This is a genomic window from Sphingomonas sp. IC-11, assembly GCF_021043365.1.
GTDB lineage: Bacteria > Pseudomonadota > Alphaproteobacteria > Sphingomonadales > Sphingomonadaceae > Sphingomonas.
This window is the reverse complement of record NZ_JAJNDU010000002.1, coordinates 1-11,431: the sequence shown is the minus strand read 5'-3', so window position 1 is coordinate 11,431 and position 11,431 is coordinate 1. Positions and strand designations below refer to the sequence as shown.

13 protein-coding genes and 1 tRNA gene are annotated in these 11,431 nt (G+C 66.5%); 10 read left to right on the top strand and 4 right to left on the bottom strand.

Going from position 1 to position 11,431, the window contains the following annotated elements; genetic code table 11:
• Positions 1-39: 39 nt before the first annotated feature.
• Both LQ954_RS08725 and LQ954_RS08720 read right to left on the bottom strand, forming a co-directional pair.
• The gene (locus LQ954_RS08725; RefSeq protein ID WP_231022765.1) at positions 40-978 is read right to left on the bottom strand and encodes an SDR family NAD(P)-dependent oxidoreductase; all 939 of its coding nucleotides are present in this window, start codon (positions 976-978) and stop codon (positions 40-42) included.
• A 37-nt stretch (positions 979-1,015) separates the two neighbouring features.
• Entirely contained in the window at positions 1,016-1,846 is an 831-nt protein-coding gene (locus LQ954_RS08720; protein ID WP_231022764.1) for a phytanoyl-CoA dioxygenase family protein, read from the bottom strand.
• Between the two features lie 286 nt (positions 1,847-2,132).
• On the opposite strand from LQ954_RS08720, the gene LQ954_RS08715 reads away from it, so the two are divergent.
• From LQ954_RS08715 to LQ954_RS08685, 7 genes are read left to right on the top strand one after another with little or no spacing between them, the layout of a single operon-like run.
• Complete coding sequence (locus tag LQ954_RS08715; RefSeq protein ID WP_231022763.1) at positions 2,133-2,651, top strand: c-type cytochrome; 519 nt, start codon at positions 2,133-2,135, stop codon at positions 2,649-2,651.
• Positions 2,648-3,676 (top strand): cytochrome c oxidase subunit II, encoded by a 1,029-nt coding sequence (locus LQ954_RS08710; RefSeq protein ID WP_231022762.1) that lies wholly within the window; start codon positions 2,648-2,650, stop codon positions 3,674-3,676. Before LQ954_RS08715 ends, LQ954_RS08710 begins: the two co-directional genes overlap by 4 nt.
• Complete coding sequence (locus LQ954_RS08705) at positions 3,673-5,589, top strand: cbb3-type cytochrome c oxidase subunit I (RefSeq protein ID WP_231022761.1); 1,917 nt, start codon at positions 3,673-3,675, stop codon at positions 5,587-5,589. The genes LQ954_RS08710 and LQ954_RS08705 overlap by 4 nt, the downstream gene beginning before the upstream one ends.
• Positions 5,586-6,203 carry a cytochrome c oxidase subunit 3 gene (locus LQ954_RS08700; protein WP_231022760.1) on the top strand — a complete coding sequence of 206 codons (618 nt, stop codon included), beginning with the start codon at positions 5,586-5,588 and terminating at the stop codon, positions 6,201-6,203. Before LQ954_RS08705 ends, LQ954_RS08700 begins: the two co-directional genes overlap by 4 nt.
• Complete coding sequence (locus LQ954_RS08695) at positions 6,200-6,544, top strand: hypothetical protein (protein WP_231022759.1); 345 nt, start codon at positions 6,200-6,202, stop codon at positions 6,542-6,544. The genes LQ954_RS08700 and LQ954_RS08695 overlap by 4 nt, the downstream gene beginning before the upstream one ends.
• Positions 6,532-7,440 carry a cytochrome c oxidase assembly protein gene (locus tag LQ954_RS08690; protein ID WP_231022758.1) on the top strand — a complete coding sequence of 303 codons (909 nt, stop codon included), beginning with the start codon at positions 6,532-6,534 and terminating at the stop codon, positions 7,438-7,440. The genes LQ954_RS08695 and LQ954_RS08690 overlap by 13 nt, the downstream gene beginning before the upstream one ends.
• On the top strand, positions 7,430-7,840 hold the full coding sequence (locus LQ954_RS08685) for a c-type cytochrome (RefSeq protein WP_231022757.1): 411 nt from the start codon (positions 7,430-7,432) through the stop codon (positions 7,838-7,840). Before LQ954_RS08690 ends, LQ954_RS08685 begins: the two co-directional genes overlap by 11 nt.
• A 19-nt stretch (positions 7,841-7,859) precedes the next feature.
• Here LQ954_RS08685 and LQ954_RS08680 read toward each other — a convergent pair whose 3' ends face one another.
• The gene (locus tag LQ954_RS08680; protein WP_231022756.1) at positions 7,860-9,161 is read right to left on the bottom strand and encodes an SLC13 family permease; all 1,302 of its coding nucleotides are present in this window, start codon (positions 9,159-9,161) and stop codon (positions 7,860-7,862) included.
• A 67-nt stretch (positions 9,162-9,228) separates the two neighbouring features.
• Here LQ954_RS08680 and LQ954_RS08675 point away from each other — a divergent pair, with 67 nt between their 5' ends.
• The 3 genes from LQ954_RS08675 (at position 9,229) to LQ954_RS08665 (ending at position 10,929) form a co-directional block, all read left to right on the top strand.
• On the top strand, positions 9,229-10,128 hold the full coding sequence (locus LQ954_RS08675) for a hypothetical protein (protein ID WP_231022755.1): 900 nt from the start codon (positions 9,229-9,231) through the stop codon (positions 10,126-10,128).
• Positions 10,121-10,501, top strand: coding sequence for a YidH family protein (locus LQ954_RS08670; RefSeq protein WP_227772265.1), 381 nt, complete (start codon positions 10,121-10,123; stop codon positions 10,499-10,501). The genes LQ954_RS08675 and LQ954_RS08670 overlap by 8 nt, the downstream gene beginning before the upstream one ends.
• A 257-nt stretch (positions 10,502-10,758) precedes the next feature.
• A complete protein-coding gene (locus tag LQ954_RS08665; RefSeq protein ID WP_231022754.1) occupies positions 10,759-10,929 on the top strand; it encodes a hypothetical protein in 171 nt (56 codons plus the stop codon).
• Positions 10,930-11,324: 395 nt separating this feature from the next.
• Here the strand turns inward: LQ954_RS08665 and LQ954_RS08660 are convergent.
• Positions 11,325-11,401, bottom strand: a tRNA-Met gene (locus tag LQ954_RS08660).
• Positions 11,402-11,431 lie beyond the last annotated feature (30 nt).

The following is an 11,431-nucleotide window of genomic DNA, read 5'->3' as shown; positions in this document are numbered from 1 at the left end:
CGTGCCTCTCCGTTCTTTTTTGAGTAGGTCGCCCCGGCGCTATTCGGCGGCATAGGCGAGGAAATCGGGGTCATAGGCGCGCTCGGGATCGGCGCGGACGCGGCGGTCGAGCCGCTCGGCATCCTCGCCCACCAGGATGCGCCAGCGCTGCGCCTTCACGCCATCGAGGATGATCGTCGCGGCGCGCGCGGCGCTGGTTGGCGCGAGTTCCTCGAACCTTTTGGCGAGCATCGCCTGCGCCGCCTCCAGCGCTTCATCGTCCATCGTGTCGGCACCTTCGACGCCGATCATCTTCAGGTGCTGGCGCAGCTTGCGGCGGGTGACGTCGGTCATCGCGCTTGCGAGCACGCGGCGCGAGTTGAGGCCGATCGGCGTGCCGATGCCGCCGGGCATGACGATCGAGGCGCGGATATGCGGCGCGTAGTTGCGCAGGTCCGTCACGAGCGACTCGGTGAAGCCCTTCACCGCGAACTTCGCCGCGCTGTAGGCGGTCTGCGAGACGCCGGGCATCAGCGCCGCCCAGAAGCCGTTGGCGCTGGACGTGTTGACGATATGCCCTTCGCTCGCGCGCTCCAGCATCGGGAAAAAGGCGCGGCAGGAATAATAGACGCCGAACCAGCAGATCTGGAACACGCGGTCCCATTCGGCGCGATCGTCGAGCACGAAGCTGCCGCCGCCGCCGATCCCGGCATTGTTGAAAAGGAGGTGGATGTGGTCGCTCTGGTGATCGCGCGCGACCTCGGCGGCGAAGCGCTTCACCTGATCCTCGTCACCCACGTCGGCGATATGGCAGGTGATCCGCACGCCCTGCGGCACGCCGTCTGCCTCGCACAGCGCGACCGTCTCGGCCATCGTGTCGGCGAAGAGATCGCACATTGCGACGCTGGCGCCCTCGGCCACGAGCTGGCGCACCAGTTCGCGGCCCATGCCGGTGCCGCCGCCGGTGACCACCGCCAGTTTTCCGCCGAAATCCTTCATCGCGATACTCTCCTTGTCCTAGTGGCGCGGCGCGGGATCACGCGGCGGTCGCTGCCGTCTTGGGGTGGAGGCGCAGGAAGCTGGGCGCGCGCATCGGGTCGCCGGGCTTCAGCTTCGTCGCCATGTCGGGGAAGTTGGGCAGGGATTTCGCTGACTTCGGATCGTAATGCGTGCGCTCGCCGAAGAAGCGCAGCGTCAGCGTGCGGCGGCGCTGGCCGGGACGCGTCGGCGCGCCGCCGTGCAGGCTGCGAAAGTGGAAGAAGATGACGTCGCCCGGCTGGACCGCCCAGGAAACGATGTCGTGCTTGTCACGCGCTGCCTCGACATCGGGGAGGCGCGGCAGCGACAGGCGGTCATCGATCGGGCGCGTGTCATCATTGGGGTCGAAGGCCGAGGTGTTGTACATCGGGCCGAGGTGCGAGCCAGGGATGAACTCCAGGCTGTCCTCGCGAGGAAGCGGTTCGAAGGTGATCCAGGCGACGGCGTTATCCTCGCCGTCCATCGGGAGGTACGATCCGTCCTGGTGCCAGGGCGTGCGCCGCGTGTCGCCGCCCTCCTTTAGGAACACCTGTTCGTAGATGAACCAGACCGGGTCGCTGCCCCATAATTGTGCGCACGCCCGCGGGATCGGCGAGCTTTCGAGCATCTCCCGATAGCCGTCGAGCACGTTGGGGTGAAACGAGTCGTTGTAGAACAAGGGCGTGCCGTCGCGCTTCAGCAGCGGAGCGTTGCGCGGCGTGGGATTGGCGAGGCTCCATTCCCATGCCCGGAGGGTGGCGGCGAGCTGATCGGGATCGAGCAGGCCGGGGATATGGACCACCCCGTCCCGCTTGTACGCGGCACGCTTTTCCGCCCAGTCTGTGACCATGGCATCCTCTCGCTTTTGCGCGGGAACCTATAACACGTTTCAATTCTGTCAAAGGATTAGATGTTGGTTGCCGCGCGGGCACGAGCGCCAAGCGCAACTGGAACCGTGCTGGGCGAGCGGGGCTGAAGGCCGGTCAGCCAATCCGGAAACTTTGCCCAGATCCGCTGGCTACCCAGCCTCCGCTTGTGGCCTCGTCACGTTGGCCTGAGCGCCCGTTGCCGTCCGACCATCGGTGCGGGCTGAGAGAGGCGTCCCCTCCACTGTGCGCGGTGCGCGACGCGTTCGGGTGAAGGCGCTTGACCGCGTGCGCGGGATTGGCAAGGCTGCTGGTGTGGCGGGCAACAAACCCTCTTTTTTCATCGTCTTGCTGACGCTCGCCACGGCAGGATGCAGCGCCGAGTCCCGAACGGTGGGGCCGGACCTTCCCCAAACGCCGCCGCATGGCGCAGCGGATCCACGCATCGCCCGCTATGAGCGCAACGTATATCAGGTGTCGCAGGGCGGCCGCTATTTCACCTGGTATGGCTGCGGTGCATGCCATGGCGCAGATGCGACGGGGCCGAGCAACCTCAACGACCAGCAATGGGCCAACGGCAGCGGCTTCGATCAGGTTTACCGCTTCATTGCCACCGGCCACCCGGGCGCGCTGGCGCGCTACGGAGAACGGATCCCGACCGAGCAACTCTGGCAGATCACCGCCTATGTTCGCACGCTTCCGCAGCTGAAGCCCGAGAAGCGGCGGCGGCAGGATGTCGACCAGGTCGGGGAGGGCCAGGGGGCCAAGTGGAGCGGGCCGGTATCGTGACCTCCGGTCGTCGGCGCGCGGCGCTCCCCTTCTGTCTCGTTCCCCTGCTCGCGACGGGCGGCTGTGGCGGTTTTCAGTCTCCGCTGGCGCCCGCAGGTGAGCAGGCGGCGAGCATCCATTCGCTGTTCTGGCTGATGATGGCCGTGTGCGGCTTCATGTACGTTCTGGTGCTGGCCGGATTGGGCGTCGCCGTGGTGCGGGCGTGGCGCCGCCGCGGGGCGTCGCCCGGCGAACCCAGCATCACCCCGCCCGACGAGGGGCTCAACCGCGGGCTGCTGGCGTGGGCGGGGCTGATCGTGGTGGGGCTTACCGTGCTGATCGTCGGCAGTTTCTGGGTGGAGCGCACCATTGCCAGCGCACGGGCGCGCGATGCGCTGGAAGTGCGCGTCACCGGGCATCAATGGTGGTGGCGGATCCAGTATCGCGATCCGGCGACCGGCGGCTGGATCGAGACGGCCAACGAGCTTCACCTGCCGCTTGGCCGAACGACGCGAGTGTCGCTTGGTGCATCGGATGTGATCCACAGCTTCTGGATCCCGAACGTCGCCCAGAAGCTCGATCTGATCCCCGGGCGGATCAACACGATCGATCTCACTCCTACCCGGGCGGGCTGGTTTCGTGGTCAATGCGCGGAATTCTGCGGCGTTCAGCACGCCCATATGGCGCTGGACGTGAAGATCGACACCGCGCAGGAGTTCAACAGCTGGCTGGCAAGCCAGGCGCGGCCCGCCGCCCGCCCGGCGGATCCCGCCGCCAGCCGCGGCTTCCAGCTCGTGACTGAGGGCCAGTGCGCCATGTGCCACGCAATTCGCGGCACCCCTGCGCGGGGCAGAGCGGGCCCGGACCTGACGCATTTCGGCGCACGCCGGTCCGTTGCCGCCGGCACGCTGACCATGAGCCGCGGGGCGATCCAGGGCTGGATCACACAGCCGCAGGCGGTGAAGCCGGGCACGATGATGCCGCCGGTCGCGTTGTCGCCAGCCGATGCGGACGCCGCGTCGCGATATCTGATGGGTCTGAAATGAGCGACGCCGCCGATCACACCGCCGGACACGACCGCGAGATCGAGAAACTGGCGGTATCGTGGCGCGATGCGCCGGGGATCTGGGGCTTCCTCACCACCGTCGATCACAAGCGGATTGCCGCGCGCTACATCCTGACCATCGTAGTGCTGCTGTTCCTTTCCGGAATGCTCGCGCTGGACATGCGGCTGCAGCTGGCCATGCCCGACATGGGCCGCATGACGCCGCAGCTCTACAATGAAAGCTTCTCGCTGCACGGCTCCACCATGTTGTTCCTGGTGTCGGTGCCGGCGATGGAAGCAATGGCGATCTGGCTGGTGCCATTGATGCTGGGGCAGCGGGCGCTCGCCTTTCCCCGGCTCGCCTCGTTCAGCTACTGGCTCTACCTGGGCGGCGTGCTGATGCTGTGGGTGCCGCACGCCTTTGGCATCACGCCCGACCTCGGCTGGTTCGAATATCCGCCGCTGTCCGGGCCGGCCTATTCGCCCGGGCACCGCGCCGACATCTGGGCGCAGATGATCACCTTCACGGAAGTTGCGGCGCTGGCCGCGTCGGTGAACATCGCCGCCACCGTGCTGAAGATGCGGCCGCCGGGCATGACGCTGGCGCGCATCCCGCTGTTCGTCTGGGCGATGTTCATTGCATCGCTGATGACGATCTTCGCCCTGCCGGCCGTGATGCTGGTGACCAGCATGCTGATTTCCGACCGGCTGGTATCAACGCAGTTCTTCGCCGCGGCGACCGGCGGCGACCCGGTGCTGTTCCAGCACCTGTTCTGGTGGTTCGGTCACCCGGAAGTCTATATCATCTTCCTGCCCGCAGCCGGTTTCGTCTCGGTGATCGTCGAGACCTTCTCGCGCCGACCGCTGTTCGGCCACACGGCCGTGGTGCTTTCGATGCTGGGAATCGGCGCGCTCGCCTTCGGCCTTTGGGTTCACCACATGTTTGCGGTGGGACTGCCGCGCCTCGGCAATGACTTCTACACAGCCGCGAGCATGGCCGTCGCCCTGCCGGCCGGCGTCCAGATCTTCTGCTGGATCGCGACCTTGTGGAGCGGCCGGCCGCGCTTCGACACGCCCCTGCTGTGGGTGCTGGGCTTCATCGTCACCTTCGTCATTGGGGGGCTTTCCGGCGTGATGACGGCCTCGGCTCCGCTCGACCAGCAACTGACGGACACCTACTTCATTGTCGCGCATTTCCACTACGTGCTGATCGGCGGGGCGATGTTCCCGCTCTTCGGCGCCATCGCTTACTGGTATCCCAAGGCGACCGGGCGGCTGATGTCGGAGAGGCTGGGCAAGATCAGTTTCTGGATGATCGCGGGCGGGTTCAATCTCGGCTTCTTCCCGATGCACATCCTGGGGCTCCAGGGCATGCCGCGCCGGGTCTATACCTATAGCGAGGGCATGGGCTGGGGCACGCTGAACATGGTGGCGTCGATCGGCTCTGCCATTGCCGTGGCCGGCGGGATGCTGTTCGTCGCCAACGCGGCGTGGAGCTTCTATCGCGGCAAGCGCGCCGGGTCCAATCCCTGGGGCGGCTCTAGCCTCGAATGGGCCATTCCCTCGCCGCCGCCGCAGCACAATTTCGATGCCATGCCGGTGGTGGACAGCCTGACGCCGTTGTGGACCCAGCACCAGGGGCTGGCGGTGATGACCGGCCTTGCCGTGGACCGGCGCGAAGTACTGGTCACGTCCGTGGTCGAGGCAGCGCCCGAATATCGCCAGAAGAGCCCGCCACCGTCGATCGCGCCGCTGTTCGCCGCCGTTGCCGTGTCGATCCTGTTCGTCGGCAGCATCTTCACCCCATGGGCCCTGGTTTGGGGCGCAGTGCCGGTCGCGATCGGCCTGACCATCTGGTTCTGGCCGCAGCGTCCACGCTCCGAAACTGGCCCGCTTCGAGTGCGCAATCGATGAGCGACGCGGTGAAAACACGGGTGGTCGGCGACCTTTCCGACCTGCCGGAAAGCGCATCGGGCGCCAGCCACCTGGTATGGTGGGGCAATGTGGGCTTCATGGCGATCGAAGGCACCGCTTTTGCCTTGGCCGCCGGGACCTATCTCTACCTCATGAGCCAGACCGCAGGCTGGCCGCCGGACGGCCTCCGCCCGCCCGATCTGCTCTGGGTGGCGGTGCTGACGCTGGGGCTGCTGCTGAGCGAGATCCCCAACCTGTGGGTTCGCCGTCGCGCCCAGCAGAAGGACGAGCGCGGCGTTCGCATCGGTACGCTGGTGATGACCGTCATCGGCGTGCTGCTGTTGATCCCGCGCGCCTTCGAGTTCGGGCACCTGAACGTCTCATGGCATGACAATGCTTATGGCTCGCTGGTGTGGATGCTGATGGTGCTGCACACCAGCCATCTCATTACCGACCTTGGCGACACCGCCGTCCAGTGCGTGTGGCTCTACACCCATGAGGTGGGCGACGATCAGTTCGCCGATGTCGAGGACAACGCCAATTACTGGACCTTCGTGGTGCTGACATGGCTGCCCGTCGGCGCGCTCATCTATCTGGCGCCGAGGCTGGGGTGAGCGCGCCCGACGGCCTGTCCCGCGCCGACCGCGTCCGGCCATGGGCGGCGCTGCTGCTGCCACCTGTCGCCTGGTATGTATTCGAACTGGGCTTGGGCAGCGTGCTCAAGGTGGATTGCGCCCCGGTTGGCACATGGCTCGGCTTGACCTGGGGCGCCGCCAGCCTCGCGATCTGCGGCCTGGCGATGGCGATTGCCTGGCCCCGTGCCCGGCCAGCCGATGACCAGACGCCGCCCAGAGCCTGGCTGTCGCGAGTTGCGCTGATCCTCGCCGGAATCTTTGCGCTGGCCATCGCCTTCCAGACGCTGGCCGTGCTGATCGTTCCGCCATGCGTCGGCTGATCCGCCTGACCCTGCTGTGCGCAGCGGCGCTGCCTGGCGCAGCATTGGCGCACGGCGGGCATGATCATGGCGAGCCGCCGGGATGGACCTGGGATCCGTGGATCACCATGCCATTGTTTCTCTCTGCCCTGCTGTTCGCCATCGGCTGGCGCAGGCTCTACGCGCGCTCCGCCGGAGGGCAGCCGCGGCTGCGGCGGCGCGCATGGCTCTTCGCCGCGGGGTGGGCGACGCTGGCGGGCGCGCTGGTGTCTCCCCTGCATGAGGCAGGCGAGCGATCCTTCACCGCTCATATGATCGAGCATGAACTGCTGATGCTGCTGGCGGCGCCGCTGATCGTGCTGGCGGAACCGTTATCGGCGATGCTGTGGGCCTTTCCTCCAGCGGCCCGCCGGGCACTGGGCCGAATAAGCGCCAGTCGGCAGATATCCGTGCCCTTCACCTGGGCGAGCGGAGCGGTGGTTGCAACGTTGATCCAGGCGGCAGTGCTGTGGATCTGGCACATGCCTACCCTGTTCGACGTGGCGCTCGCGAGCGAAGGCTGGCACGCGACGCAGCACCTGTGCTTCATCGTCAGCGCGCTGCTGTTCTGGACGGCGATGCTCGGCCGGCGCGGCGCCGCGGCCAGTGCGCTTGGCGACCGGGCGCTGGCGGCATTCTGCCTTCTCGTCACATCCTTCGTCACTGGTGCGCTGGGCGCGCTGATGGCCTTTTCGGACTCGCCCTGGTACGCTGGCTATGCACGTCTCGCGCTGGCGCCGTTCGGCCTCAGCCCGGCGGAGGACCAGCAGGTTGCGGGGTTGATCATGTGGGTGCCGGGCGGCCTGGTGCATCTTGCCGCGGCGCTGGCGCTGTTCCGCACCCTGCTGGTTCCGCAAAGGAGCGCAGATGCCGTCTGAGCTACGCTTCGCGCTGATGCTCGCCGGGCTGGCAACCGCTGTCGGCGCCGCCTCGGTGTTCGGCATCTACCGCCAAGAAGCGGTGGAAACCCGCACCCAAGCGGAGGCGATGACCGGCGGGCATGTCGATGCGGGCAAGTCCGCCATCGCGCGTTACAATTGCGGTGCATGCCATAGCATCCCCGGTATTGCCGGTGCGGAGGGGGTGACCGGGCCAGCGCTGAACGGCATCGCGCTGCGCGCCGAGCTGGCCGGCGTTCTGGTCAACAACCCGCAGAACCTGGCCCGCTGGCTGCGCAACCCGCAGCAAGTGCTGCCCGGCAACGGCATGCCGGACCAGGGGATCACGCTACAGGAAGCCCGCGACATATCCGCTTATCTCTACACCGTTCGACGGTAACGTCCCGGGATCATCAGGCTCAGAACGGAAAGAAGGCGCGGATCGATACGATCGCGGCCGCAAAGGTGATGAGGTTGAGCGGCAGACCGACCCGGACGAAATCCATGTAGCGATAGCCGGCCATCTGATAGACGATGACGTTGGTTTGATAGCCGAACGGCGTGGCAAAGGCGGCGCTGCCAGCCATCATCACGGCCACGATGAACGGCCGGGGGCTGACGCCCAGGCTCTCTGCCAGCGCAACCGCCACCGGCGTCACCAGAACGGCGACGGTGGCGTTCGATAAAAGCTCGGTCAGCACCATCGTCAGGCCATAGAGGATGATAAGGGCGGCAAGCGGGCTGATGCCGTGCAGCGCGCCGACCAGCGCGTTGGTCGCAGACGCAGCGAGGCCGCTTTCCTCCATCGCGATGCCAATCACGACCATGCCGGCGATCAGGATCAGGATCTGGGGACGCAACCCGCCATAGGCCTCATCCGCGGAGATGACCCGCAGCAGGATCAGCAGCACCGCCCCGGCAAAAGCGGTGGCGGCGATCGGCGCAACCTCCAGCGCGGCAAGCGCGATCGCGCCAACGAAGACGGAAAAAGCAATTGCCGCCTTTGCGGGCTGATAGGGACGCGGCTCGGCGAACAGCTCGGCATGGCCGACCTGTGCGCTTGCCACCATGATCTCGCCGGTGTCCGAGGGCTGCGGCGAGGCACCGAGGCTGCGGTCGAGGAGCTTGCCCGAGAAGAGGAAGAGGTAGAGCCCGCCCGACAGCGCGATTGACAGGCCGACCGGCGTGATTTCGAACAATCCAAATCGTGGCTGACCGGCGACCCGCGCCATGTCGTCGACCAGCAGGTTGGTCGATGTGCCGATCAGGGTGCAGCAGCCGGTAAGCACCGTGATGTAGGAGAGCGGCATCAGATATCGTTTCGGCGACAGCCCGAGGGTCTTGGCAATGTCGCGGATCACCGGCGCGCCCAGCACCACGATGGGGGTGGAATTGAGAAAGGCGGAAACGCAACCGATCGCGCTCAGCAATAGCCAGAGGCCGGTCGACCCCATCCGCCGACACATCGCAACGCCCGCGGCAATGGCGCGGTCGAGCAGCCCCGACAGCTCCAGCGCGTAGGCAATCACGAACAGCGAGGCGAGCGCGACGATCGCCGGGCTGGCAAAGGCGCCCTGTAACTCGACCGGCCGAATAACCCCGGTGATCAGAAGCACCGCTGCGCCGGTAAGCGCCACGACGTCGGCGCGTACGCGATCCCAGATCAACGCAGCAACCACCGCCACCAGAACCGCAAGCGTCAGGGCTTGGTCGACCGTCACACGTCCTCCAGCTTGGCTTGTGATAGGATGGTATGGAGCATCACACAGATGTTGCTAGTGTAACCGCATGGTTGAGCCCAGCCTTCGATCCAGTCGGTTAGCGATTGCCGCTGGCCTGGCGGCGGCGATTGCAGTCGGCGGTGGCGGCTTCCTGCTCGGCCGCAGCACGGTGCCCCGGCCCGAACCTGCCGCGACCTTGCCGCCGCCCGCCCCTGCGCCGACCGCCGAAGCGCCCGTGCCGACCGACGACATATTGCGGCGGTCCGACCTGATTGCGCTTGGCGCCGCAGCGGCGGATGCGGCAACGTCCGCGCGCGACCTGCCCGCGCAGGCGGCCGCTGTGGCGGGCAAGCGGTTTGAGCTCGACATTCCGTTCGGATGCGATGGTCCTGCCCCCGAGACATCCGAGCTGCCGATGCGGTGGCGGTACGACGCGGCCGCCGGAGCGCTGCGTGTCCATGTCGCTCCGGTGAGCTGGGCCCCAACCGAGTGGTGGGCGACGCCGCCAGCAGCGGTTGAAGCGCTGGAAGGCTTCTGGATCGAACGGCCCTGGTCTTCCAGCGAGACTTGCCCGGCGCGCGCCGAACCACCGGCAGCACCGGCGGAAGCGGACGCGCCTTCCCCGCCGGTGGACGGCGAAACCCTCGGCATCGCGCAACTGATCACGCCCGATACGCCGCGGCAGATGCAGCGCAGCGGCAAGGCTTATGAAGCCGTCGTCCGCATGGCCGGTGAGGCGGTGGCGATCAACCGCGGGCTTCGGCTGCGGCTGAGCGGGCGGATCGGGCGCTTTCCTGATGGCCAGCCGGTGCGGTGCCGCGATGGCGGCGGACCCCATCAGCGTCCGATCTGCCTGATCGCCGTGTCGCTGGACGAGGTAGCGTTCCAGAACCCCGCGGACGATGCGCTGCTCGCCACCTGGCAGCCGACCGCCGATACACCAGCGGGCGATCGCCTTCGTGAATGACCGGACCGACTTGGCCGAGGATCGAACGCATCTGGCGGAAGATCGTACGGTCCTGGCGCACGAGCGGAGCTTTGCCGGCTGGGTGCGGACGGGGATGGCGTCGGTAGGGATCGGTTTGGGATTTCATGCGCTGTTTCGCGCGATTGATCCGCCTTGGATACCCAAGGCGATCGCGACCGCCTTTCTGTTGATCGCCGTTGCGATTTTCCTGTCGGCCGAACGCCGCGCCTGCGCCATCATGAACCGGCTGGAGGCGCACAGGATTGCCGCGTTGCGGCCGGTCCGTCTCCGCTTGCTGGCGTGGACGCTGTCGGGGGCGACATTGGCGCTGGTGGTGGTGATCTGGCTGTTCTTGGGTTCAGGCCCGGTCTGACGGGACGCCCTGACACGCGCGGCAGCCTTGAAGCTGGGTGATCGCTGTTCTGCCGTCCGGGCGGCTATTCAGCACACGACCGGGGACAAGCGTGATGGTTGGATGACGCACTCGGCTCCCCTACTCTTCCGCTGAGTCCGCATGGCATGACGGCGCAGAGTTCTAAGTGCGGTCTGACGCTGACGATCGCCAAGCATCAGCATTAGGTGACGTCTGCAACGTGCCGTGCGGCGCGTAGGTCGCAGGATAGCCGGCGAATGGAAGTGATGCTGCAGGCTGGCCAGCGCACGGCCGACGCCGCGTATCTGCGTGTTGTCTATGCCGTGTTCCACCCACCCCCCAAACAAGCGCGCTGTGCGGGGTTTTCCGGAAAGGTGTACAGCCAAGCGTCGAAAGTGCCGAAGGTCCAGTGGAAGGTCTCTTCCTGATCGCCTGCTCCCGGGCGGCCGTTCAGTCACCAAGCAGAACCGGGAATGATCGCGGGCCTTAGCGTCCCACCGCTGCAGACAACCGCGATCACCCTCCCCCCGGAAACCGCCACTTAGCGCACGCGTGCCGAGCTGCCACTGGAAGTTTTTACGTGTAATCCGGGGCGGCTTTCTTCCAGCAGCGCAGAGGCAGCCGCATGTGGGTCAAGCGTGCTCGCGAGCGGGCGGTATTCCGTACGGAAGGAGGCCGCAGTTGTCTTGGCGACCCTGATGGAGAGCGTCACCATCCGCTCAGCGACGCTCGTCCTGAGTTCGAGATGATGGCTAACACCGCAGCCCTGCGGTTGTTTGCGGTGCCGCCGACGCCGTGTGTGTGGGGCGTATTGAGTTGGTGTTGGTTGCGGGGACAGGATTTGAACCTGTGACCTTCAGGTTATGAGCCTGACGAGCTACCGGGCTGCTCCACCCCGCGTCACCAAGTTTGTCCGTTTGGAAACACGAA